20 protein-coding genes and 1 pseudogene are annotated in these 23,291 nt (G+C 62.2%); 10 read left to right on the forward strand and 11 right to left on the reverse strand.

The annotated features are described in order from the left end of the window. Position 1 precedes the first annotated feature (1 nt). A complete protein-coding gene (locus HRQ64_RS12045; RefSeq protein WP_172123459.1) occupies positions 2-994 on the reverse strand; it encodes an ABC transporter substrate-binding protein in 993 nt (330 codons plus the stop codon). A 280-nt stretch (positions 995-1,274) separates the two neighbouring features. On the opposite strand from HRQ64_RS12045, the gene HRQ64_RS12050 reads away from it, so the two are divergent. After that, the gene (locus HRQ64_RS12050) at positions 1,275-1,955 is read left to right on the forward strand and encodes an FCD domain-containing protein (RefSeq protein ID WP_172123460.1); all 681 of its coding nucleotides are present in this window, start codon (positions 1,275-1,277) and stop codon (positions 1,953-1,955) included. Positions 1,956-2,265: 310 nt separating this feature from the next. After that, positions 2,266-2,784, forward strand: a pseudogene (fabA, locus tag HRQ64_RS12055) (bifunctional 3-hydroxydecanoyl-ACP dehydratase/trans-2-decenoyl-ACP isomerase); the annotation flags it as partial. 95 nt (positions 2,785-2,879) lie between these two features. On the opposite strand, the gene HRQ64_RS12060 reads toward fabA, so the two are convergent. Continuing rightward, on the reverse strand, positions 2,880-3,722 hold the full coding sequence (locus HRQ64_RS12060) for an SMP-30/gluconolactonase/LRE family protein (protein WP_172123461.1): 843 nt from the start codon (positions 3,720-3,722) through the stop codon (positions 2,880-2,882). Between the two features lie 1,617 nt (positions 3,723-5,339). Between HRQ64_RS12060 and HRQ64_RS12065 the strand changes: the two genes are divergently transcribed. Both HRQ64_RS12065 and HRQ64_RS12070 read left to right on the forward strand, forming a co-directional pair. Further along, on the forward strand, positions 5,340-5,627 hold the full coding sequence (locus HRQ64_RS12065) for a GIY-YIG nuclease family protein (RefSeq protein WP_172123462.1): 288 nt from the start codon (positions 5,340-5,342) through the stop codon (positions 5,625-5,627). A gap of 1,023 nt (positions 5,628-6,650) precedes the next feature. Further along, complete coding sequence (locus HRQ64_RS12070; RefSeq protein ID WP_172123463.1) at positions 6,651-7,892, forward strand: MFS transporter; 1,242 nt, start codon at positions 6,651-6,653, stop codon at positions 7,890-7,892. Between the two features lie 49 nt (positions 7,893-7,941). Here the strand turns inward: HRQ64_RS12070 and HRQ64_RS12075 are convergent, their stop codons facing one another. The 4 genes from HRQ64_RS12075 to HRQ64_RS12090 all read right to left on the reverse strand — a co-directional run bounded on the left by HRQ64_RS12075 (position 7,942) and on the right by HRQ64_RS12090 (position 13,508). Further along, positions 7,942-10,485: an FtsX-like permease family protein gene (locus tag HRQ64_RS12075; protein ID WP_172123464.1), complete on the reverse strand. Its 2,544-nt coding sequence runs from the start codon at positions 10,483-10,485 to the stop codon at positions 7,942-7,944. Next, complete coding sequence (locus tag HRQ64_RS12080; protein WP_248307047.1) at positions 10,482-11,213, reverse strand: ABC transporter ATP-binding protein; 732 nt, start codon at positions 11,211-11,213, stop codon at positions 10,482-10,484. The genes HRQ64_RS12075 and HRQ64_RS12080 overlap by 4 nt, the downstream gene beginning before the upstream one ends. Before the next feature lie 100 nt (positions 11,214-11,313). Further along, a complete protein-coding gene (locus tag HRQ64_RS12085) occupies positions 11,314-11,832 on the reverse strand; it encodes a hypothetical protein (RefSeq protein WP_127753304.1) in 519 nt (172 codons plus the stop codon). A 206-nt stretch (positions 11,833-12,038) separates the two neighbouring features. Beyond that, on the reverse strand, positions 12,039-13,508 hold the full coding sequence (locus tag HRQ64_RS12090; protein WP_172123465.1) for an alanine/glycine:cation symporter family protein: 1,470 nt from the start codon (positions 13,506-13,508) through the stop codon (positions 12,039-12,041). 405 nt (positions 13,509-13,913) lie between these two features. On the opposite strand from HRQ64_RS12090, the gene HRQ64_RS12095 reads away from it, so the two are divergent. After that, complete coding sequence (locus HRQ64_RS12095; protein WP_172123466.1) at positions 13,914-14,339, forward strand: heme-binding protein; 426 nt, start codon at positions 13,914-13,916, stop codon at positions 14,337-14,339. 39 nt (positions 14,340-14,378) lie between these two features. Here the strand turns inward: HRQ64_RS12095 and HRQ64_RS12100 are convergent, their stop codons facing one another. Further along, a complete protein-coding gene (locus HRQ64_RS12100) occupies positions 14,379-14,690 on the reverse strand; it encodes a helix-turn-helix transcriptional regulator (RefSeq protein WP_172123467.1) in 312 nt (103 codons plus the stop codon). Between the two features lie 22 nt (positions 14,691-14,712). On the opposite strand from HRQ64_RS12100, the gene HRQ64_RS12105 reads away from it, so the two are divergent. Further along, positions 14,713-16,083, forward strand: coding sequence for an alpha-glucosidase/alpha-galactosidase (locus tag HRQ64_RS12105; RefSeq protein ID WP_172123468.1), 1,371 nt, complete (start codon positions 14,713-14,715; stop codon positions 16,081-16,083). Between the two features lie 580 nt (positions 16,084-16,663). Here HRQ64_RS12105 and HRQ64_RS12110 read toward each other — a convergent pair. Continuing rightward, a complete protein-coding gene (locus tag HRQ64_RS12110) occupies positions 16,664-17,458 on the reverse strand; it encodes a helix-turn-helix transcriptional regulator (RefSeq protein ID WP_172123469.1) in 795 nt (264 codons plus the stop codon). A gap of 129 nt (positions 17,459-17,587) precedes the next feature. On the opposite strand from HRQ64_RS12110, the gene HRQ64_RS12115 reads away from it, so the two are divergent. Both HRQ64_RS12115 and HRQ64_RS12120 read left to right on the forward strand, forming a co-directional pair. Beyond that, on the forward strand, positions 17,588-17,977 hold the full coding sequence (locus tag HRQ64_RS12115) for a hypothetical protein (protein ID WP_172123470.1): 390 nt from the start codon (positions 17,588-17,590) through the stop codon (positions 17,975-17,977). Between the two features lie 184 nt (positions 17,978-18,161). Continuing rightward, positions 18,162-18,512 carry a hypothetical protein gene (locus HRQ64_RS12120; RefSeq protein ID WP_172123471.1) on the forward strand — a complete coding sequence of 117 codons (351 nt, stop codon included), beginning with the start codon at positions 18,162-18,164 and terminating at the stop codon, positions 18,510-18,512. A 12-nt stretch (positions 18,513-18,524) separates the two neighbouring features. Here the strand turns inward: HRQ64_RS12120 and HRQ64_RS12125 are convergent, their stop codons facing one another. Beyond that, a complete protein-coding gene (locus HRQ64_RS12125) occupies positions 18,525-19,016 on the reverse strand; it encodes a hypothetical protein (protein WP_172123472.1) in 492 nt (163 codons plus the stop codon). Between the two features lie 615 nt (positions 19,017-19,631). Then, entirely contained in the window at positions 19,632-20,114 is a 483-nt protein-coding gene (greA, locus tag HRQ64_RS12130; RefSeq protein ID WP_172123473.1) for a transcription elongation factor GreA, read from the reverse strand. 279 nt (positions 20,115-20,393) lie between these two features. Between greA and HRQ64_RS12135 the strand changes: the two genes are divergently transcribed. Beyond that, positions 20,394-21,335 (forward strand): LysR family transcriptional regulator, encoded by a 942-nt coding sequence (locus HRQ64_RS12135; RefSeq protein WP_172123474.1) that lies wholly within the window; start codon positions 20,394-20,396, stop codon positions 21,333-21,335. Between the two features lie 131 nt (positions 21,336-21,466). After that, on the forward strand, positions 21,467-21,829 hold the full coding sequence (locus HRQ64_RS12140) for a hypothetical protein (protein WP_172123475.1): 363 nt from the start codon (positions 21,467-21,469) through the stop codon (positions 21,827-21,829). A 245-nt stretch (positions 21,830-22,074) separates the two neighbouring features. On the opposite strand, the gene HRQ64_RS12145 is transcribed toward HRQ64_RS12140, so the two are convergent. Further along, complete coding sequence (locus HRQ64_RS12145; RefSeq protein WP_172123476.1) at positions 22,075-23,193, reverse strand: Gfo/Idh/MocA family oxidoreductase; 1,119 nt, start codon at positions 23,191-23,193, stop codon at positions 22,075-22,077. Positions 23,194-23,291: the final 98 nt, after the last annotated feature.

Here is a 23,291-nt window from a genome sequence, read left to right on the forward strand (position 1 = left end):
CCTATTTTGCGCCGAGTTTGGCGATAACCGCGTCGAGCGGGCCGAATTCCCAGAAGTCCTCGACCTTGAGGTCGGCGGCGTTGCCTTCAAGCGCACCAGAGATTGTATAGAAGTCGAAATCATCGCGGGCCGCATCCGGGCCGCCGCCATTAAGCGGCATGCCCAAGGCTGCGGCTTCCGTGAAGTAGGGGACAATATCGGCCACCATGTCGGGGGTGGCGTCGGGCAGCAGGTTGTACTGCTCGCGCATCTCCAGGATCGATGCGGGATCGGCAGCAACATCGCGCCAAGTGCTCAGGATCGCTTCGATCAGGATCGCGGCGCTTTCCGGCTCACGCTCCAGGAAAGCCGTGTTCGCGAACAAAGCTTCGTCAGTGGCGCTGACATCGTCAAGCGGCAGGAAGACAAATTTGCCGGGCGCTTCCTGCTCGAGGATGCGCTTGCCCGAGGAGTCGACGATGGTGGCTTTCACATTGCCTTGCAGCAGAGCGCCGGTGCGCACTTCCGCGCCCGGCACATAGGAAATGCTCGCATAGGAAATGTCGTGCTTGTCGGCCATCAGCTTCATGATCGCTTCGGTGCCCGAGCCGCGCGAATGCACGGCGATGTCCTGACCATCAAGGTCCGCCCATTCCTGATAAAACTCGGAATTGACCACCGGATAAAACCGGAGCTGGCTCAATTGTAGAAACAGTCGCACGGGCGCGTTGACCTTCTGGATCAACGAATATGGGCCGCCGACGCCAATATCAGCCTGGCCGCCGACCACGGCCTGCGCGGCAATATCTTCCGACTTGAGATAGGTGACCTCAAGTTCAAGTCCCTGTTCGCGGGCTCGCTCAAACGCGACCAGCAAGTGCAGGGATTCAACGGTGGCGATATCGCCGAACGCAATCCGGATCGGCTCGGCCATTGCGAGGCTGGGGGCGGCGGCGATCATCGCCCCGAACACCCAGGCAGCAGTGGTTGTTCTGAGTTTAGCTGTGAACTTCATGTCTTCCCTCCCGTGGGATGCGCTGCTTGTTAGCCAAGCCAATCCGCAACCAATCGTGAAATAGACTAAGTCTGCGCCAAGACCAATGTCAACCTTTTCAAGCAAACATCAATCCAATCGCGCAATGGAGTTGTACCTTGCCGTGGGAGAAATCCTACTTTTATTGGTCTAAAACAGTGAGTTAACGGATTTCGGCTTCTGTCTGGACAACTACCAATATTCGTTTGACAGCCCCGACGGGCCCGCCTATACCGGAACCAATATAGCGATTGGTTGAGATATGCAGGACAATAAGTTGCCCGTTTCGGCGGCGGAGGTAGGCGAGAGGCTTAGAGCGCTTCTTGGCGAAACCGAGTTATCGGGGGACCGGCGCCTGCCACCCGAGCGAGAGCTAGCCGAAGCCCTCGGTGTAGGGCGGTCTGCCTTGCGCAAAGGCCTTGCCGTGCTGCAGGCCGAGGGTCACATCTGGCGCCAGGTTGGCAAGGGCACCTTTTGGGGCAGCCGCCCCTTCGACAACTTCGCGGATGTGTCGGCGATGGCGAAGCGCAGCAACCCGATCGAGGTAATGGGCGCCCGCAGCGTGTTTGAACCTGAAATCGCCCGGGCCGCCGCGTTGAATGCGACGCCAGCGCAAGTTGCCGAGATGCGCAACTGCATTGCCCGCACCCTTGAGGCCGCGTCGTGGCGACAATACGAGTTATGGGACAATCGCCTGCATCGCTTGATCGGCGAGTCTACCCAGAACAGTCTGCTGCTTGGGCTTCTCGATACGCTCAATGCCGTACGACGCGAAGTAACCTGGGGCCGATTGCGGGGCCCAGACCGCCCTGCCCGCGATCACCACAGCTTTGTGGAGCATCAGCAACTCGTCGACGCTATCGCCGATCGCGACACCAGCCGCGCTGCGGCCGTGATGCGCCAACACCTGCAAAGTGTGGAGCGCAACTTGCGCAATTCGTGATTGCGCCAAAGCTCAGGCGCCGCGGCACGCCATCATCCCTCTGGATTGGCCCGAGCCAGGAGCACGCTCCAACGCATGGTCGCGCTACCCACGTCTTAGCTTTCCAGAAAGCTGCCATCATCCACACCATACTAACGGCAAAGTCGGGGTGGTTTTCTGCCGGTCCGCTATCGAGTGCCAATTTGCAGTAGGGCAGACGCGTTAGCGCTGTGGCGCTTCAAGGGAGTGGCGGTCTCAACAGGAGCGGGTTAATTCTGGTGGAACTGAAACAGCCTCGCGGCAGACACATAGCTGACTGGAGTATTGAAGGGTGCCAAGTCCACACGCGTTCCACACACCGCAGTCGTCGTACTCCAAGCCTGACCTGATCGCCTCGGCCAACGGGGGATATTTCGGTCCTGGCAACGCCCAGCTTCCCGCTCCTCCGATGCTGATGATGGACCGGATCACCGAAATCAGCATGGATGGGGGTTCATATGGGAACGGCTACGTTGCCACTGAGCTCGATATCACTCCAAGCCTTTTGGTTCTTCAACTGCCACTTCGTAAATGATCCGGTCATGCCAGGATGCCTTGGTTTGGACGCCATGTGGCAGATCGTCGGCTATTGGCTGGGCTGGTCGGGTCGCCCGGCAAGGGGCGGGCTATTGGCGTTGGTGAAGTGCGCTTTAGTGGCGACATCACCCCCTCATCCAACCTGGTTAGGTACGAAGTCAGCATCAAGCGAGCCCGGCGGGGTGCACTGACACTAGGGCAGGCCGAGGGACAGGTTTTGGTGGACGGGAAGGCTATCTACTCAGCCAAAGACCTAAGGGTCGGGATGATCAAGCCGGAGATGCCAGCTTTCGGCCCAGCAAAGATGCCCCTTATGCTCAGACAGGTTGCTGCCAATAGCATATCACTAAGCGCGATCAACTTCCCCCATCACCCATTGCGGGGGAAGCCGGCATGGGGAACTTGAACCTGCGTCGAGTAAAGCCGACCGGTTGTTCCAGTTGGGTCGATTTTGCCGGTCCATTCGTTAGCTGCGATATAAAGCGTTTTACCGTCGACTCCGCCCAACATGCAGGCAAATGCCATCCGGTCCAGATCGACGGTATCGAGCACGGCGCCGCCTTCTATGATGCGGACGCAGCGCTTTCCAGAACTTGCCCAGATTGCGCCTTCCGCATCGACGCAGATGCCGTCGCCGCCCTGTCCCTCGATATGCGCCCACAGCCTCTGATTGGACAGAGTCCCGTCGGGTGCAATGTCGAATGCAGTCAATTTGCCGTTGTAAGACTCGGCGCAAATCAGCGTCTTGCCGTCTGGCGTCACGACCATGCCATTAGGAAAGGCCAAATCCCCCTCTTGGCGGAGTACACGGCCGTCTGTCGTTACTAGCGCGATAAAACCGGATTGAAATTCACCGCCCGGAAACTGAAAATTGATGTTGTTGATATAAATGTGGCCGGCATCATCGATAACGATTTCATTGTAGGGGAAGGGCGCTGCCGACAGATCGGCGAAGTCGGTCAGTTGGTCATTTTCCAGCAGTTGCAGCCTGCGCGCGCCGGCATTCACGACAAAACAACGCCCCTCATTGTTCCAGTCGAACGAAATTGGAAGCGACTTCAAGGTTATCGCCGTCGTGCTATACCCGGCATCATCTACGGCGTAGATGGCGCCCTTGATCCAGTCGGCGAACCAGATACGTCCGTCATACCACCGGGTGCACTCACCCATGATGATGTCGTCCTTAAGCGTGGCTAATACGTGCTTATTCATTGTCAGCTCCTCATCCTGTTCAATGTCGCGCCAAGAAGAAGCATTTCGACACTCGCGAGAGAAATTTCGACACCGGTCGGCTATAAACATATTGGCTGCCCTTACGGCATTTCTTTTCTTCCCATTATGATCGTTGCCGGAAAGACCTAGGCCGGATCGCTGATCCAGGTCCTTGATGATTGGTCTTCCAACTTTGCCGGGTGCATTGTTCAAGCCACCCAGAACGTCCTGGCTTCTAAGGGTTGTCATGGATGCTCTTTGAACTCGAAGAAGCTGACAAGCATCAAGATGATGTCCGCTTTTGGCGGTGCCAAACAGAGCGATAATGGCCGAAATGGGGTCGGGAGCTGCCCTCAGCCCAAACGGCGCCAAACGGCGGCTATTCGATCCTGGCGTCCCGAAAGCTGACAGACTGCAGGCGGCCCCCACCCCGCCATCACAGGTGGTCGCGATGCGAGAGCACGTGCTGGGCAGCGTATTGCTACCCAACACCTTGAAGGGATACTTGCGGTTGCGGACTGGCTGACGGGCGGCAATCCAATGATGTGTCCAGCATCGTCACTGTGTCGTCGCCGCCCCGCGGTGTGCCGGACCCGGTCACGTCTAAAACGGCGCGTCCCGCGTGCTCGCCTAGTACATAGAGGTTCACAGCGAGCCAGAGCACCTCCATGTTAAAGGAAAAGCTATGGCGCTTCTTGTGGAAACGATCCATGGGGATTTCGCTGCGGCCGACGAGGCGGCGGTCTGGTATCCCTGCACTCGCTTGATGGCGACGGCTTCGACGAGTTCTGCGATGCGATAGAGCAGATCGCGGTGAGCCGCAAGGACCGCACCGCGGGAAGCGACGCGTTCGCTACTGCCCCAAGGATAATCGACGGGCAGGTGTTTGGCACCAAACCCGTCGAGTTTCCCGAGCACATTGGCACAAGAGTTGCGGGAGAAAGGAGCATGCCCAATGGCTTCCTACTACGTAAACCGGAACGAACAGACCAATGGCGATCATGAGGTCCATATCCAGACCTGCTACTGCCTGCCGCTGGCTGAAAATCGCATTTACCTTGGCGAATTTTCAGACTGCCGTCCTGCTGTAGCTTCTGCGAAGACCTACTATACGCAGGTCAACGGCTGTTTTTACTGCTGCCCTACCTGTCACACTCAGTAAATAGCAGCATGCAGCGAGGGCCTCCGGCCCTCGCTTGCTTAGGCGCGAAGCGTAGCGCAGCCTCGAACCACGGGGGCGCAGCCCCGATGCCGTCCATAGCACCCACTGCGAGTCCAGCAAGCCGCCCCGTCCTTCGAGGCCGCTGCGCGGCACCTCAGGATGAGGGCTGCCGCAAGGGCGGGGAAAACCGACGCCCCCAGAACCGATCTCCCACCCAGCATTACCGCCCCCTAGCCCTCATCGTGAGGCGCGAAGCGCAGCGCAGCCTCGAACCACGAGGGCGCAGCCCCCATGCCGTCCATAGCACCCACCGCGATTTCAGCAAGCCGCCCCCGTCCTTCGAGGCCGCTGCGCGGCACCTCAGGATGAGGGCTCCCAACACGCCTTGGTAATGGCCGCGCAAGCCCCTTGCACCCACCCCGTTTCCGCCCCAGCATCAGGCTCCGGAGGGCATCATGGAAGTCACCGTTTACCTGCTGCGCTGCTCGGATGGCTCCTTTTACACCGGCCTCACCAAAAAGCCGGTCGAACAGCGGGTTTGGGAACACAATGAGGGGCTCACTGAAGGCTACACCAAAAGCCGCCGCCCCGTGGAACTGGTGTTCACCGAAACCTATGAGCGGATCGTCGATGCCATCGAGCGCGAGCGGCAGATCAAGGGCTGGAGCCGGCGCAAGAAGGAAGCGCTGATCAGCTATGATTATGAGGCACTGCCTGCTCTGGCCAGCCGCAAGGAGCGGTGATTGCCGCCTTTGCCCTTCGAGCCCGCTACGCGGCACCTCAGGATGAGGGCTCATCGAGGTCCCGCAACGACCAGATCCATCCGGAGCCCTCATGGTGAGGTGCGCAGCGCAGCGCAGCCTCGAACCACGAGGGCGGCCAACACCGGTCCCACGGCGCGCCCCCACCCCACAAACTTATCCCCGCCCCCGAAAACCTCAGGCACAATCCCCCTTGTTCCTGGGCAAGCTGCGCGGTCGCGACGAACGGTCGGTGCGGGAATATCGGATGAGTTTGGGGTCGCCCAAGCTCCTTCGGGACGAGGATGATCCGGGACCGATTTCATCCCCCGGTCCATGAAGCCTCAGGGCTTCTGGCGTTTGGCACGGGTCTAGCCACGGACGGTCCTCACCGAAGAGTCTCCGATGGAGCATGGGGCGAAGCTTGCTTCACCTTCTACCCTTTTGCCGGACGACCGGCACCGAGGCGAACTTCGCCCCATGTCGCAGTTCTTGCTGCGATGCCCGCCTGCCCATACCCGCACGGCCCAAGGCCGGTGCGGCTTCAGGCGCACCCAGCAGCCGATGGGGCCTGCTAGGCCTTTGGCTCGACCCCCTGGCAGATGCCGATCGAGGTCCAGCCGCCCTCGCACTGCGTACCGTCACGGCCCGGCTCAACCAGAGACTGATGCTGGCGCCCTCCAGGGTCGTCATCACCTCCGTGATCGCGATCGGGGGGGTGCGACCGCTGGTTTCCCGGTCAACCGCATTGTGCCGGTTGCCAATAGCAGCTTCCTTGCCGATAACCTCGCTGCCGCAAAGCTGCTGGAAATCGCTGCTATCGCGCTCCCTGCGGTGAAACAATGGTGCCGGCAGCACCAAGGCATCGAACAGCAGGATGCCGGCTGGATTGCGAATAATCCCCACCTGGTTCCGCTTCCTTGGGCGAGGCCGCACGGCATCAACCAACTGGTCGCGAGCCGGTCTGGCTTGGGACCGCTTCTGCGGTTCCGGGTTTTAACATTAGCACAAGGGCCGGAGAAACACATGCTGCGATCCATTCGCCCAATCCTGCCGGTGCTGGCCAGCGTCGCCATCCTCATGCTGGGCAATGGGGCGCTCAGCACCCTGATTGGCCTGCGCATGACCAATACCGGGGCAAGCTCGCTCGCTGTGGGCGCCGTGACGGCCGCGTTCTTTGCCGGCCTGACCTTTGGCTCGCTGCAGTGCTTCCGTTTCATCAAGCAGGCGGGCCATATCCGCGCCTTCGCGGCATTCGCCTCGGTCTATTCCGCCGCCTCGCTCGGCCACGCCCTCTCGGACAATCTCATCCTGTGGGCGGCCTTGCGCTTTGCCGAAGGCGTGTGCCTTGCCGGCATCTATATGTGCATCGAGAGTTGGCTCAATGCCGAAGCCAGCAACAAGACGCGCGGCCTGATCGTGTCGTCCTACATGGTCACGCTCTACGCGGCGATGGCTGCAGGCCAGCAATTACTGAACCTCAATGCCAGCGGCAGCCCACTCTTGTTCATGATCATCTCGATCCTGCTTTCGCTGTCGCTGGTGCCGGTCTGCCTGACCCGCTCGGCGCCCCCGTCGCTGCCTGATGTCAGCTCCTTCAGCCTCCGCGCCCTCTACCAAGCCTCTCCACTGGGGTTGGTTGGCGTGTTCCTCAGCGGCGGCGTGATCGGGGCCATCTATGGCCTCGCGCCCGTCTATGCGGCCTCGACGGGCCTCGGCATGACGGGGACGGCAACCTTCATGACCGTGCTGATCGCTGGGGGCGTGCTGTTGCAATTTCCCCTGGGCAAACTCTCCGACGCCTTCGACCGACGCACCATCATCATCGGTGTATGCGGGGCCCTGGCGCTCTTGAGCATTGCCATGCTTACCTCCGGCTATGGCAGCTGGATGTTCCTGCTTTCTACCCTGTTGTTTGGCGGCATTTCCTTCAGCATCTATCCGCTCTGCCTCGCCCACGCCAACGACCACGTCGCCAGGGCCGATCTGGTGGCGGCGAGCGGCGGGCTGATCCTGCTCAATTCCGTGGGTTCGATCCTCGGCCCGCTGATCGCATCTTTCAGCATATCGCTGTTCGGACCCGATGGGCTCTTCATCTTTTCCGCTGCCATGGGTCTCGCAGCTGGTGGCTTTGGCATCTGGCGCACCCGGATCCGACCGTCCCCGCAAGCCAGCGACCAGGCCATATTCCGAACCATCCCCCAGACTACCCCGGTGGTCGCGCCCCTCCATGCCGACGCTGAGGCGCCGGCAAAACCGGCAAACTAGAAAAGCCCATCAGAAGGTCGAGTAAGTCCCGCCCGAAGGGCGACGCCGGCTACAACTCGCGCAGCAGCCGGGCCGGTGCAGCCGTGGTGGCGCGCAGCAAGGTCGCCGCCCCCAATGCGCCGGTAAGCGCAATGCTGGCGATCACGACGCTGAACAGCGTGGCCGCCTCGGCGGTAAATTCCACATCAGTCAACAGCCGGCTGACGAGCCAGCCCAGGCCAAGTCCCACCACCATTGCGGGGATCGCCGCCAGCAGCCCCAGCACAAGATACTGCACCAGCGCCGTGGTCAGGATGGTTGGCCGGGCCTTGCCCAGCATCTTGTTGATCACGGCATCAGCCTCCCGCTGCTTGAGGCCGGTCGCAATGCTGCCCAGCACTACCAGCAGCCCATTACCGACCGCCAATCCACCCACCAGCAAGGCGGCAAAGGAAAGTTGCTGCAGCGCGTCCGTCACCTGCTTGAGCGTTTCACCCACTGGGATGAAGTTCACGTCCGGCAAGGTGCTGGCAAGCGCGCGCTCCACTGGCTCCTCGGCGCCGGGTGCCGCCGTCACCGCGGCAAACAGCGTCGTTGGATACTCCTCCAGCACCCCGGGCGAGAAGGTGGCGAGAAAGTCGATGCCGCCCTGCCAGGAATAATCGCGGAAGCTCGCGACCGTAACAGTGATCGGCTCGCCGAATATGCTGAAGGTCAGCTCGTCGCCAATATCGACACCAAGCCCCTCCCGCAGGCTCCGGTGCAGCGAAACCAGGCCGGGCCCTTCATAGTTCGCCGGCCACCACTCGCCCGCCGTCACCACCGAGGAGGTCGGCAAGGCATCGCGATAGGTCAGGGGCACTTCGCCCGACAGCAGGAACGTGGCTTCGGGGCCGCGCGGCCGCAGCGTGTCCACGGGCTCACCAGCCACCTCGGCCAGCGCGCCGCGGAGCATGGGGGTTGCCACGACAGCTTCGATCCCCGCCGTGGTTGCCCGCATGGCCTCGAGATCTTCCATCTCGTCAGGGAACAGGTCTGAGGCCACCAGCGTGGGGACATCAAAGGCCGAAGCGCCGAGGAACTCCTGGCGCAGATTGCCCTGCAGCACGAGCACGATGATCAGCATGGTCAGCGTCATGCCTACCGCCGTGACGATCGAGGCGGCCGCCGTTTGCGACACTGCAATGGACCGCACGGCATGCCGCAGCACCTGCCCCGGCATTTCGGGCAGTCCGGCAATCGTCGCCCGTACTGCGCGGACAAAGAGCTGGAACAGCACCACCGAGAGCGCACTCGCCACGGCGAAGGCCGCGACCAGCAGTGCATCGCCGGTGATCAGATAAGCCAGCCAGAAGAGGCCAATACCGGCGATGATCATCGGCAGGCCCTGCGGCATGCGCAACAGATCGGTCCACTTGGCGCTGCCAACGTCCAGCCCCTTGGCGCGGAACAGCAGGATGGGCCGGATCGCCTGCGTGCGCTGCAGCGGCTGGAAGGAAAACGCGAAGGCGGTCAAGATCCCTGCCGCAGCTGCAACCAGCAGCGGTTGCGGATTGATGCTCGGCCGCAGGCCGATACCCATGGCTTCGCCCACATAAGGCAGCACGAAATAAGCAACACCGCCGCCAATGGCGATGCCAGCCACCACGCCAACCAGCGCCAGCGCGCCCACTTGGGACAGGAAGTGCACCAACACCCGGTTATGCGTCGCACCAATACTGCGCAGCACCGCAATCACCTGGGTGCGCTCGGCGATATAAGCCTGCATGCTGGTCCAGACGCTGACGCCCCCGATCAGCAGTGAACCCAACCCGACAATCATCAGGAAGCGCATGAACTGGTCGTAATAGCGCACCATGTCGCCCAGCCCGTCACGGGCGGTGCGGATGGTCCAGCCGGTATCAGCCAGTGCCGTAGCGATCTCCCCCTGCACCGCTTCGGCGTCACCTTCCTCGAGCAGCAGCTTGTAGCGATACCATACGCCCAAACCCGGCAGCGGCGAGGTCCGATCCGATACGGTGGCAAAAGCATCGGTTGAAATCAGCGTCGTCAGACCCAGCTTGAAGCCGCGCACCGCCGCATCGGGCAACCTCGACAAGGTGCCGCGCGCCTCGAACTCGGTGCCCCCGAGCTGGAAGCGATCACCGACGCCGATCCCCAACTGGTCCAGCATCACCGCGTCAACCAGCGCGCCGAACGCACCGTCCTGCTCGCTCAAAAATTCGTTGGCGGCGGCATTCCCCAATTCCGGGCTGACCACATGCCCCACCAGCGGATACCCCTCGCCAGCCGCCACCAGGTCGACAAAGGCGTCCGCTTCAGCCCCCTTGGCGCGCAGATTGGTGTCCACGATCGGCGCAATCCGGCCGAACTGGCGCATCGCGTCAAGTTCCTCGGGGGTAGCGGGGCGATCGGCCCGCGACAACTCCAGATCACCGCCCATCAGTTCGGCGGCGCTGCGGTCCATCGCCTCGGTGATGCTGGCGCCGATCGAGCCAACCCCGCCAATCAGCGCGGTACCGATAGCAAGGCACGCGACCAGCAGCACAAAGCGGCGAAGATCGCCGCGCATATCCAGCAACCCAACCCGGATGGCTCCCAACAAAGAGCTCATCGAGCCGCCGTGGTTTCGGTAAGGTGTCCTTGGCTCATGGTCAGCACCCGGTCGGCGCGCGCCGCGAGTTTGGGATCATGGGTGACCAGCACCACGGCGGTCTGATTCTTCCGGGCAAGGCCGAACATCAGCTCGATCACCACTTCGCCGGTCTTCTCGTCAAGATTGCCAGTGGGCTCATCGGCCAGCAACAGGGGCGGATTGGCGATCATAGCGCGAGCAAGGCCAACGCGCTGCTGTTCGCCCCCCGAAAGCGCGGATGGCCGGTGATCGGCCCGGCCACCCAGGCCCACCGCTTCGAGCGCCTCAGCGGCGCGGCGGCGCACCTCTGCCAAAGCCAGTTCAGGCGAGGCGATTTCGAGCGCCAGCCCGACATTCTCGACCGCGGTCAGCGATGGAATGAGGTGGAAGCTCTGGAATACGATACCAAGGGAGCCCCTGCGGAACCGGGCAAGCTCGTCCTCGCCCATCGTGCCAAGGTCGGTGCCGCGCACCAGGATCTTGCCTGAAGTTGCCCGGTCCAGCCCCGCCAGCAGCATCAGCAGCGAAGTCTTGCCGCTGCCTGACGCGCCGACAATGGCGACAACTTCGGCGGGCCGAACCACCAGGTTGACATCGTGCAAAATGTTGAGCGGCCGGGACGCGACATTGAGCGTGTAACCAACGTCATGCCCCTCGATGACGTTTTGGTCCTGTCGGGCCAGGGCATTGCTCCCCATCTCATTCATTGATTCAATCCAACTCTGGCCATTACGAGGCCAGGCCAGACTGCCACGGATCTGTTCCGAGGAACAGAGCCGCAGCGTCGCGTCACCTGTCTGTCTTGAACTAGCGGTTGAAGGGGACCTGGGCGGTAAGCACCTCGCCCGAATTGTTGAACTCGACCTCGAAGTCCACCCGCACCTGATCATTCTTCAAGATGATCGTAGCGCCGATCCGCACATCGCTGCCGCCGCGATCCTTTTGCTGCTCACGCAGGTTGAAGGTGATGTCGCTGCCCCGCTGCTGGCCAACAGCCGTGCCGGTAAAGCCGGCATTGGAGCTCATCGCCGCTTCGTAGCGGTCGGCCTGCCCGTTATAAGCGATGGTGCCGCTCACCGACAGCGTCGAGCGCGCCAGATTGCAGCGGCCCGAATAGTTGATCTTGCCGGCATTGCCTCTGGTGATGTTCAGCCGGCAGCGCAGCGCCTCGGGCTCGTCCCCGCCCACCAAAGCACCGTTGCCGCGCCAGTCACCCGTGTAGGATGCAAGCAATGCCATGTTGGATTCGGCCGCGCTGGCCGGCGCGAGCATGGAGCCAATTTGCAACAAAGCGGCCAGGGCTGCGGTCACTACGTATTTTTTCATCGTCCAGATCATCTCTCAAAGGAACGCATGCAAACGCATGGTTTCGCGCTCGGATGCACTATGCCTATCAATTCATAAGATAAGCAATGAAACAGCGTTAAGGGTTCCCCGGCAGGTACACGAATCCGGCACCGCGACAACGCGCCCCCACCCTTGAAGCCGCTGCGGCGCCCGCCAGCAACTATTCCAAGTGTGCCCCTAGGCCACTAAGGCAGGCGAGCTGCCGCCGGCTGCGCCCCACCCTGTGATTCCTCTTTGGCATAGGGCCAGGCCGTGGGGTCGATATCGAGATCGCTGAAATTTTCGGGCCGGAATACTGGACGCTCGACCCCTTGCTTTAGCTGGGCGCGGAAGTCGTTGAGAATGCGCAGCGCCACCGGGAACAGCATCATGATTGCCATGAGATTGACCAAAGCGAGGACCCCCATCAACGGGTCCGAGAAAAAGAACACGGCCGTGGCTGCCGGTGCCGAGGCGCCCAGAAACACGACAAGGACAATGCCAAAACGCAGAGCGTGCAGTGCCGCATCGTTCCCCGTGATCACCTTGAGCGCGGTTTCACCCAGATAGTAATTGTAGATGATCGAGCTGAACGCAAACAGCAGGATCGCAAAGGTCAGCAGATATTGCGACCATCCACCTAGCTGGCTGACGAGCGACTGCTGCGTCAGCACCACCCCGTCCACTCCCTCGACGCCGGGCACGTAAACCGGACTCAGCAGAATGATGAAGGCGGTGCAGGAACAAACGACGATGGTATCGATGAACACCGAAAAGGACTGCGTGATCCCCTGGCTGATCGGGTGCCTGACATCTGCGGTTGCCGCGACATTGGGCGCCGAACCGAGGCCCGCCTCGTTGGAAAACAAGCCCCGTCGCAGCCCCTGCGCCAGCGCCGCGCCGACCCCACCACCCACAACCTCCTCCAAGCCGAAGGCATTGGCAAAGATCGACCACAGCACCCCCGGCAGCGCCGTGATGTTGAGGGCGATCACCAATAGGGCCATCCCGATATAGGCAACGGCCATGATCGGGATGATCACATCGGCGACCTTGGCGATGCGGCGAATGCCGCCATAAACGATGAGCCCGGTCACCACGGCGAGGAAGGCGCCGGTCCAGATCCGGTCGATGCCAAGGCTGTCATTGGCCGCGCCGGCAAAGGTATTGCCCTGGAATGCATTGAACCCGAGCCCAAACGCCGCCAGCAGGCAAACGGCATACACCACTGCCAACCACCGGTACTGCGCCCCCAGCCCATGAATGATGTAAGCGGCCGGGCCACCCCGATAGGTGCCATCGCCATTGGCGCGCTTATAGAGCTGCGCCAGTGAGGATTCGACGAGACTCGTCGCCATTCCCAGCAGGCCCACGGCCCACATCCAGAATACCGCCCCCGGGCCGCCCAGTGTGATCGCCACCGCCACCCCGGCAATATTGCCGCCGCCGACGCGGCCGCCCACCGAGACCAGCAGGGCTTCCCGCGCACTGATCGCATTGGGATCCCCGCTCTGGTTCTTGGACGACAGCACCCGGAACATGCGCCCGAAATACTCGATCTGCACAAACCCGCTCATGACGGTGATGAAGCCGCCAAAGATGATAAGGATGGGGATCAGCGACCACCCCCAGGTGAACTCTTCGATAAGACTGAACAGCTGATTGAGAAGGTCCACGATTCCTATCCTCTAACTGGGTTGGTCGAGGTGCCGCCTTCAGCCCAGGTCCAAGCTCGGCAAACGGGTGAGACCCTAAGGTTTACGCGCGGCGGGCGGAAACGAAGCCGAAACCGGCGCAAGTTTGTCCAACCATGGTTTCCGCTTCCATTCGTGCACCTGTTGGGAATGGTGCCAACCGGCTCGGCAGGCCGGCCCCTTACTTCTCCCCGCTCCGAAAACCTCAGGCACAATCCCCCCTGCTCCCGCACAAGCTGCGCCGTCGCAACGAACGGTGGGCAGAGGATATCGGATGAGTTTGGGGGAAACATCGACACGCCGCCGGCTCTCTCGCGCTACAGGGGTGCGCGCGCAACACCGGCGTGCTAGGCCACAGCCGCTTGTGAACCCCACACTGGAACCGCCATGCTGACCATCACCCGCCTCGATATCACCGACGCCCACACCATCATCGCGGGCGCCCGCGCCAAGGCTGAATCGATTGGCGTGCCGATGTGCATTGCCGTAACCGATGAAAGCGGCAATCTGATCGCCTTTGAGCGGATGGATGGCGGCAAGATCACCAGCATCACCATTGCCATCGACAAATCCTTCACCGCCTCGGCGGCCAAGAAGGCGACGCACGAATATGGCGCGGCCAGCCAACCGGGCGCCCCCGCCTATGGCATCGGTTCAGCTATCGGTGGCCGCCTGATGGTGGTCGGCGGTGGCCTGCCGATCCTCGTCGATGGCGCTGTGGTGGGCGGCATTGGCGTCAGCTCCGGCACCCCGGCGCAGGACACCGAAGTCGCCCAGGCCGGCATCGACCACTTCACCGCCTCGCTGCAATAATGAACGCTTCGGGGCGGCTGCTTGCGGCCGCCCTCCTCGTTATCCCGCGATAGTGTGCCGGCGCAACTGACTTGGTGTCATGCCATAGGCCTTGCGGAAATGCTCATAAAACTGAGTTTGGCTGCTGAAGCCGGATTGAAAGGCGACATTGGCCACCGATAGACTGCCCGCGAACAACAGCGAGCGGGCGCGGATCAGGCGCATGCGGATGACAAATTTCTGCACCGAGATGTGCATCACCTTGCTGAAGAGATTGGTCGCATAGTTCGGGTGCAGCCCTACCACCTCGGCAATGTCTTCGGCGCTTCCACAAACCGAATATACGGCCCGCCTATTGCGCACGTTCGACATTGCCCCCTAGGAGCATTCAGTTATGGCAAATCCCAAGATCACCTTTATCGGCGCGGGCTCATCGGTGTTCATGAAGAACATCGTGGGCGATATTCTCCAGCGCCCCGCCCTTGCCGGCGCCACCATCCGGCTGATGGACATCAATCCCACGCGCCTCACCGAAAGCGAGATCATCGCCAGCAAGCTGATCGCGACCCTTGGCGTGCCCGCAACCGTCGAGACCTATTCCAACCAGCGCCAGGCGCTTGATGGCACTAATTTCGTGGTGGTCTGCTTCCAAATCGGCGGCTACGAACCCTCCACCGTCATCGATTTCGACGTGCCCAAGAAGTACAATCTGCGCCAGACCATCGCCGACACGCTCGGGGTCGGCGGCATCATGCGCGGCCTGCGTACCGTGCCCCATCTCTGGAGCATCTGCGAGGACATGCTGCGGGTCGCGCCCGACGCGGTGATGCTTCAATACGTCAACCCCATGGCCATCAACACCTGGGCCATCGCCGAGAAATACCCGGCCATCAAGCAGGTCGGCTTGTGCCATTCCGTACAAGGCACCGCCATGGAACTGGCCCACGACCTCGACATCCCCTACGAGGAAATCCGCTACCGCTCGGCCGGCATCAACCACATGGCCTTCTTCCTCAACTTCGAGCACCGCCTGCCCGACGGCTCCTACCAGGACCTTTATCCCGCGCTGCTCAAAGCCTATGCCGAAGGCCGTGCGCCCAAGCCCAGCAGCTGGAACCCGCGCCAGAACAACAAGGTGCGCTATGAAATGCTGACCCGGCTCGGCTATTTCGTCACCGAAAGCAGCGAGCACTTTGCCGAATACACCCCCTATTTCATCAAAGAGGGCCGCGAGGACCTGATCGAGAAGTTCGGCGTGCCGCTCGATGAATATCCCAAGCGCTGCATCGAGCAGATCGCGCGCTGGAAGAAGACGTCCGAGGATTACAAGAAGGCCGACCGCATCGAGGTCAAGCCCTCCAAGGAATATGCCTCCTCCATCGTCAACTCGGTCTGGACCGGCGAGCCTTCGGTGATCTACGGCAATTTGCGCAACAATGGCGTCATCACCAACCTGCCCGACAATGCTGCGGTAGAAGTGCCCTGCCTCGTTGACGACAATGGCCTGCAGCCCACCTACATCGGCGATCTGCCCCCGCAACTCACGGCCCTCATTCGCACCAACATCAATGTGCAGGAACTCACCGTCGCAGCGCTGATGACCGAAAACCGCGAGCACATCTATCATGCGGCGATGATGGACCCCCACACCGCGGCCGAGCTCGACCTCGACCAGATCTGGAACCTCGTTGATGATCTGACCGAAGCCCACGGTGACATGCTGCCCCAATGGGCCCGCGGCACCCGCAAGCAGCGCGTAGCCTAAAGCCGCGCTCAGCACCTCCGAGGCGCCACGTTTTCTTTTGCTCGCCCGCTTCTCAGTGGTGGCGCCCCACCACTTCAGGCAGCTCTTTTACCGAGCGCACCTGTTTGCGCGCCGCGGGTCCCAATCGCGGTTTTTGCCCGTTGCCTTGGCCGAAATGAGCCGGAGCAATTCGTGCGCCAGTTCAGTGCCGTCCAGGGCATCGCCCCGGCCGATTTCGTGCTGGCACGGGCGGCTCCACCTAGCTCCGCAGCGCCCCCCGGTTTCGTCGAACACATGCAGCGAGCCTAGCGGCACGGCCATGTAAGATCGTGAGCGTCTGGGTTTGCGTGCCCGGCCAGGGGATCGGGCAAGCCATTAAGGGCACCCGCTACCATCTGACCGTGATCCCCGAATTTGACCGGCACTCGTCGGCCGACACCATCCGCTATGCGAGGATGTGTTTTCGGCCGGCGAGGAGCTTACCCGACTGCTGCTGCAGCGTATTGCGGGCGCCGAGATCAACACCCTGCAAACGCTGGCCGAACCGGTCCCGCATTGGCGCAGCCAAGAACCTTCGTCGGCGCTTAGTGCAGCTCAGGACCTATAGATCGGCGAGCCGCATCACCTCCGCCGTATGCGGGTCAGCCGGGAAAAAGGTCTCGATCGTCAGTTCTGACAGGGTGATATCGAGCGCCGACCCGAAGATCGTGGTGGTCGAAAGGAACGACAACACGCCCTGTGGGCTGGCAAGCCGAAGCGGAACCGCTATGGGGTGACCGCCTGCGACCTTCCCCGAATGGGGCTCCGCCTTGGCGGGCACCGGAAAGGATCGGATCTCGTCCAGCAATGCCACCAGCTCTTGGTCGCCGGTGAGTTCGATCTGCTGGATCAGCCGTTGGACGATATGGGCTTTCCAATGCCGATAATTGATGATCCGCGCTGCTAGACCCCGCGGATGCAGGCTCAGCCGCAACACATTGACCGGCGCTTGCGCCAGACTAGCGTCGGCGCCGTCCATGAGCCGCAATGCCGGCGCGTTTGCCAGCAGCAGGTTCCAGTGCCGGTCAAGGGCAAGCGCCGGGTGCGGGCGGTGGCCATCGAGGATGGATTGCACCGCCTGGCGGGCCGCCGCCATCTCGATGTGGTCGATGCTTTGCTCCCGAAAGCTCGGCGCATGGCCTGCCGCCACGAGGAGGGCATTGCGCTCGCGCATAGGCACGCTCATCTGCTCGGAAAGCCGCAGCACCATGTCGCGGCTGGGGCGCGAACGACCCGATTCGAGAAAGCTGAGATGCCGTTGCGAGATCCCCGCTTCCAGGGCCAGTTCAAGCTGGCTCATCCTGCGGCGGCGGCGCCAGCCCGCAATAAGTTCACCAATGCTGAGGGTATCGGTCATACTCATGCGCCCTGAATATCGGTGCGGTCATCTTGTGCCGATTACCTGGCAGGTAATCGACCTCAGCACACATCAATAGCAGATTTTCCTCACCGGCCGTGCTGGCCGGCTCAACCGAGGACCAATCCGATGCCAAATCTATCGCTTCGTCGTCTGCTGTTCATTGATGCGGCAACTTGCACCGCAATGGCTTTGCTGTTGCTCGCTGGCTCAGGGCCGTTATCGAGGCTGACCGCCATCCCGTCCAGCTTCCTGTTCTACGCTGGCATGCTGCTGCTTTCCGTCGCCATCTTCATGGCCATCACCGCCCGCCGCCAGTACCCGGCGAACTGGGCAACCAACTTCATCATCCTGGGCAACATTGCCTGGGTAGTCGCCAGCATCGCCCTGCCCTTCGCTGGTCTCTTTACCCCCAGCGCATTGGGCTGGACCTTTCTCCTCGTCCAGGCCGCGATCGTTCTTGTGCTGGCGCTGCTGGAACGTCGCGCCGCAGCGGAAATCCCGGTTATTGCCGCGTGACGGGGGAATGGACGATCGAACTGAGGAAAATGCCGGCCGCCCGGACCAACATGAAACCACGTCCGGGTGGCCACTGCTCGGGGTGCCAGGAAAGGCCGGACCCAAGCCCCGCATCGCCGCTAGCGACACGCGCGCGCCGAACGGCTAAGCTAACCCGTGTAACGCCAGAACCAGGAGCCTCCCGATGCCCCGCTTTCTCGCCCTTTACACCATGCAGCCCGAGAACGTCGTCCGCTTCCGCGCCCTCCCGAAGGCCGAACAGGACGCCATTGATGCCAAAGGCGTCGCGCAATGGACGGAATGGGAGAGCCGCAACGCCGCTCATATCCCCGACCGCGGCGGCATGGTCGGCAAGACCCTGCGCGTTTCCAGCTCAGGAGCCGCGCCCGCCACCAACGCGGTCTGCGGTTATCTCACGGTGGAAGCACCAACCATCGAGGACGCTGCGCGCCTCTTTGAGAACCATCCCCATTTCAGCGTGTTTCCCGGGGACAGCGTCGATATCATGCCCTTCGTGACCGAGCCGCCTGCTTAGGATCGCCCGGCCCTAGCTACATTTAGCCAGCACCTTGGCGATGGCGCCCGAGGAACCCTTGGCGCCAAAGACATTGGTGTCGAATACGTCGAGCCCACTGGCGGCCGGCCGCACATAGGCGACCCGGATCAGATCGCGCGCGCCCTGCGCGATCTTGGCCCACTGGCGCGCTACGGGTCCGCGGACGATCACCGAAGAGCCATCGGAATGCACCAGCGGCATGTCCTGGGCAAAGCTGGTGCCGGCCCCACCAGTAACTTTGCTGCCCTCGGCCGGGTCTGGAGTAATGGCGAGGCTTAGGGCCGTGCTGCCGGCAACTGCCGCCTCGGGCTTGCGCACCCAAAAGCCCATGGCCAACTGGCCGCCACGACAGGCGAACTGGAACTGGGCATCGCCATTGTCGAACCAGGCAATGGGAACATTGCCCCCTTCATATTTCCATTCGGCAGCACCAGCGGAGGTCACTAGCAACAGGCCGAGGACGGCGAAAAGGGCTTTGCGCATGCGTTATTCCTGGTGGGACAATTGCCACCACTCCTCCCCGAAACTGGCTAATTTTCCCTTTCACCCGCGCCTTGCAGCGCTCGGGCACGCTCACAAGCCTGAAACGGGATGACAAACCGAGCGCGCGCAAGCGGCCGAGTAAACACGGAGCCGGAGCCCTCATGGTGAGGTGCGTAGCGAAGCGCAGCCTCGAACCACGAGGGCGGCCATCACCGCCCCACCCCAAAATCTTATCCCCGCCCCGAAAACCTCAGGCACAATCCCCTTGTTCCCGGGCAAGCTGCGCGGTCGCGACGAACGGTCGGTGCGGGAATATCGGATGAGTTTGGGGTCGCCCAAGCTCCTTCGGGACGAGGATGATCCGGGACCGATTTCATCCCCCGGTCCAATGAAGCCCCAGGGCTTCTGGCGTTTGGCACGGGTCTAGCCACGGACGGTCCTCACCGAAGAGTCTCCGATAGTGCATGGGGCGAAGCTTGCTTCACCTTCTACCCTTTTGCCGGACGACCGGCACCGAGGCGAACTTCGCCCCATGTCGCAGCCCTTGCTGCGACGCCCGCCTGCCCCATATCCGCACGGCCAAGGCCGGTGCGGCTTTAGCTGCAGCTTGCCGGCTTATGCGATGTCCACGATCTCGAGTTCTTGCGCGCCCAGGTTAGCCGCATCGCCTACGGCCTTGCCCATCAGCGCCGCGGCGATCGGCGAAGCGTAGGAGATGGAGCCGGCCTTCGGGTCGGCCTCGTCTTCCCCCACGATACGATAAGTCTGCACCCGCCCATCATCGCGCTGAAAGGTCACCGTGCTGCCAAACAGCACCCTATCGGTGCCTGCCGGCTCGGGCATCACCTGCGCAGTGCGCACCCGTTCGGTGAAATAGCGCAGGTCGCGCAAGGGGCCCGCCCCTTCGCGCCGCTTTTCATCGGTGTCCTCGATCGCCATGGCAGCTTCATAGGCGGCGCGCGCCGCCTCCAACTGCGCCTGCAGCGCCGTCAATCCCGATTCGGTCACCAGATTGGGTGCCGCCGGGATCGGGCGATCCGGCAGCATGGTTTCCGCCGCGGTTTGCGCACTGTCTTCCTTGGTAAAGGCTACGCTCACTCGCATTCCTCCCTGCGGCGGTGGCTCGCTGCATCCCTAAGGCCATAACGCCAATCGCCAGCGCTTGGCAATCAACCCGCCGGGGTCCAGCCGCTGCCACAGCGGCTAACAGCATATTGGCAACAATTGTTGCGCAGAAGAAATCCACGTGGCACCCAAACCGTGACAGACTGCGCCCTCGCGGCCAAACCTGCCTCCACCTGGCTGCGCGAGCTGCCCGGTCGCCGGGCCCCCGGCAGGCGGTTCGGAGCGTCTCGGCGAGATGGACACATGCATACAATGCTCGATCTGAACGATCTCTACTTCTTCCACTCCGTTGCCACCCATGGCGGCTTCACCGCTGCCGGCCGAGCTACGGGCACGCCCAAGGCAACGTTGAGCAAGCGCGTAGCCCAGCTCGAAGCCCAGCTCGGCGTACGCCTGCTGGAGCGCACCACGCGCCACTTACGGCTCACCGAAGTCGGCCGCGCCGTCTTTGAGCAGGCGGAAACCATGCTGGCCGGTGCGGAAGGCGCCCAGGCCGTCGCCGCGCAAGCTCAGACCGAGCCCAACGGCATCGTCCGTCTCAGCTGTCCCCAGGCCCTGCTCGATGAACTGATCAACGATCTCCTCCCCGAATTCCTCGCCCGCTATTCGCGGGTTCGCGTGCAGGTTAAGGTCATCGACCGGGCTGCCGATCTGGTCGAGGACGGCGTCGATGTCGCCATTCGGGCCCGTTCGAGCCTGGATTCTGACCCCAACTTGATCGTGCGCCGTCTTGGGCAGGCCCGGGGCGTCCTTGTCGCCAGCCCCGCCTTGGTAGAAGCGGTGCGTCACCCCATCACTATCGATACCCTGCCGCAACTGCCCACCTTATCCTCTCTCAACGTCCACGAGGAGGTGGACTGGCTTTTAACGGGGCCCGATGGCGAAACCCGCCAGATCCGCAGTCGGCCGCGCCTGATGTGCAGCAGCTTTGTTGTTCTGCGCACCAGCGCCATTGCCGGCCTCGGCGTCACTGTCTTGCCTGAATATGCTGCGGCTCCCGCCTTTGCCCGCGGCGAATTGGTGCATTTGCTTCCTGGCTGGTACACGCCGGACGGCATCGTTCATGCCGTTTTTTCGTCACGCAAAGGTCTTGTTCCGGCTGTAAGGGTCTTGCTGGATTACCTCGCCGGCGCAGTACCCGAGCGGCTCGCCACCTGCGAGCGATTGGCCGATCAGGCCAACGCGGCAGCCTGACAGGAGCTCCTGGCTCCCACCAGCTGATTGTCTCTGTAGAGAAACAAAGCTTCTACATTCCACGTCTTATTCGGGGACCATGGTCGACCTAGCTATCAGTCACACGGAAATTCAAACGAAAGGATTCTTCCATGTCACTGAAAATCAGCCTCGTCACCCTCGCTCTCCTCGCTACAGCACCCGTCACAATGGCCGCTGAAAGCCTGGTTGAGACCCGCGAAATCAACGGCCGCACCATCAACGAGATCACCTCGGTTCTGGCGCACCGCGACATCGACGCCACCAGCGTCGAGCAGTGGGGCGACGCCATCCGCGTGCAGGCCGTCAACCCTGATGGCAGCCACTATGTCGTGCTCGTTGATCGCTATACGCTCAGCCCACTCGGCAGCACCAACGCTGTTGGGACCAATCTCGATGTAGGCGCCAGCGCACCAGCGGCCCGCACCTCTTCGACTTTCGCTCCCGCATCGCTGTCGCTCAACACCGACGACTAAGTGGCGACTGACTAACGCTTCGACCCGGGGCGACCAAGCCCTGGGCCCTAACTGCGTTCAACCATCCCGACCTTGCGCTCCGACCGATTTTCGGCCAGAGCGCTGACCCTCTTCCCCCTCAGCCCATCGTCGGCCGCTGGAATCCAGCGCCATCCTTGCGGCTCCTCCGCCGCGTTGGCGGCCACCGCAGCGTCCTCGCCGAAATCGTGGAACGCGAGTGCTCCGCCTTCTGACCGGCCCCGTCTCTAATCGACCTCCACCCAGCGCTGCTCGCGATGCGACTGACCCATCGCATGCACCGCCCGTTCGATCTGCAGCCCACTCTCGAAATCGATCACCTGCGCCGGCTCGCCGGCAATCGCCCGCAGCAATTCGTGGCATTCGATGATCTTGAGATCGTTGAACCCCAATGTATGCCCCGCCGCCGGCACGAAGCGGTCATAAGGCGGATGCCGCGGACCTGACAGGATGGTGCGGAACCCCTGCTCGCTTGGCTTGTCGCTCGTCACATAAAGCTGCAACTCGTTGAGCCGCTCCTGGTCATAGGCAATGCTGCCCTTGCTGCCAAAGATCTGCAGCGCGATCCGCCCCTTGCGCCCCCACGCCGTGCGGCTCAGCGCCATGAGGCCGCTGATCTCGGGCCCGAGTTCAAACAGGATACTGCTGACATCCCAGTTCTCGACACTGCGCCGCCCGCCCTCGCGGCTGGGCCGATCAGGATAGGGCTTGCTGAGATTGGCAAACACCCGGCTGGGCAGGCCGAACAGCACCTGCAAGAGGCTGAGCGGATGCACCCCGAAGTCGTCGATCGCGCCATAGCCCGCCGCCAGCTCGTTCTTCCAGAAGAACGGTGCCTCGGGATCGGCCATGAAATCCTCGTCCATCTCCAGCCGGACATGATTGACCGTGCCAATCGTGCCCTCGGCGAGGATCGCGCCGATCTGCCGGACCATCGGGTTCTGAATATAGTTGTAGCCCAGCACCGCTGTTTTGCCTGAGGCCCGCGCCGCCGCGGTCATCCGCTCGGCATCTGCCAGCGTCACCGCCATCGGCTTTTCGCACCACACATGCTTGCCCGCTTCGAGCGCCGCCACCGCCATCTCCGCGTGAAACGCATTGGGCGTGGTGATCGACACCACCTCGACATCGGGGTCGGTCACGAGTACGCGCCAGTCCCCGGTTGAGCGCCCGAACCCGAACTCCTCGGCCCGGCGCGCCGCCAATCCCGCATCTACCTCTGCCAGATGCACCAGGCGCGGCCGCGGCCCGTCGCCGAACACCGCCTTGACGCCGGTCCATGCCAGTGCATGGCATTTGCCCATATAGCCGGTGCCGATCAGGCCCACACCAATCGAATTATCCATCACGTCCTCCCTCGTGCTAAAATGGATAATCGAGCTTGGGGTGATCGGGAATAGGGCTCGCGCCTTGCGCCGTCCGGGGCTTTGAGGATTATGGGAGG

It is taken from the genome of Devosia sp. 919 (genome assembly GCF_013185965.1).
Classification (GTDB): Bacteria; Pseudomonadota; Alphaproteobacteria; order Rhizobiales; family Devosiaceae; genus Devosia.

Coding starts and splice junctions, on each gene's coding strand:
- HRQ64_RS12045 (WP_172123459.1), bottom strand. CDS start 994: ATGAAGTTCACAGCTAAACTCAGAACAACCACTGCTGCCTGGGTGTTC.
- HRQ64_RS12050 (WP_172123460.1), top strand. CDS start 1,275: ATGCAGGACAATAAGTTGCCCGTTTCGGCGGCGGAGGTAGGCGAGAGG.
- HRQ64_RS12060 (WP_172123461.1), bottom strand. CDS start 3,722: ATGAATAAGCACGTATTAGCCACGCTTAAGGACGACATCATCATGGGT.
- HRQ64_RS12065 (WP_172123462.1), top strand. CDS start 5,340: ATGGAAGTCACCGTTTACCTGCTGCGCTGCTCGGATGGCTCCTTTTAC.
- HRQ64_RS12070 (WP_172123463.1), top strand. CDS start 6,651: ATGCTGCGATCCATTCGCCCAATCCTGCCGGTGCTGGCCAGCGTCGCC.
- HRQ64_RS12075 (WP_172123464.1), bottom strand. CDS start 10,485: ATGAGCTCTTTGTTGGGAGCCATCCGGGTTGGGTTGCTGGATATGCGC.
- HRQ64_RS12080 (WP_248307047.1), bottom strand. CDS start 11,213: ATGAATGAGATGGGGAGCAATGCCCTGGCCCGACAGGACCAAAACGTC.
- HRQ64_RS12085 (WP_127753304.1), bottom strand. CDS start 11,832: ATGAAAAAATACGTAGTGACCGCAGCCCTGGCCGCTTTGTTGCAAATT.
- HRQ64_RS12095 (WP_172123466.1), top strand. CDS start 13,914: ATGCTGACCATCACCCGCCTCGATATCACCGACGCCCACACCATCATC.
- HRQ64_RS12100 (WP_172123467.1), bottom strand. CDS start 14,690: ATGTCGAACGTGCGCAATAGGCGGGCCGTATATTCGGTTTGTGGAAGC.
- HRQ64_RS12105 (WP_172123468.1), top strand. CDS start 14,713: ATGGCAAATCCCAAGATCACCTTTATCGGCGCGGGCTCATCGGTGTTC.
- HRQ64_RS12110 (WP_172123469.1), bottom strand. CDS start 17,458: ATGACCGATACCCTCAGCATTGGTGAACTTATTGCGGGCTGGCGCCGC.
- HRQ64_RS12115 (WP_172123470.1), top strand. CDS start 17,588: ATGCCAAATCTATCGCTTCGTCGTCTGCTGTTCATTGATGCGGCAACT.
- HRQ64_RS12120 (WP_172123471.1), top strand. CDS start 18,162: ATGCCCCGCTTTCTCGCCCTTTACACCATGCAGCCCGAGAACGTCGTC.
- HRQ64_RS12125 (WP_172123472.1), bottom strand. CDS start 19,016: ATGCGCAAAGCCCTTTTCGCCGTCCTCGGCCTGTTGCTAGTGACCTCC.
- HRQ64_RS12135 (WP_172123474.1), top strand. CDS start 20,394: ATGCTCGATCTGAACGATCTCTACTTCTTCCACTCCGTTGCCACCCAT.
- HRQ64_RS12140 (WP_172123475.1), top strand. CDS start 21,467: ATGTCACTGAAAATCAGCCTCGTCACCCTCGCTCTCCTCGCTACAGCA.
- HRQ64_RS12145 (WP_172123476.1), bottom strand. CDS start 23,193: ATGGATAATTCGATTGGTGTGGGCCTGATCGGCACCGGCTATATGGGC.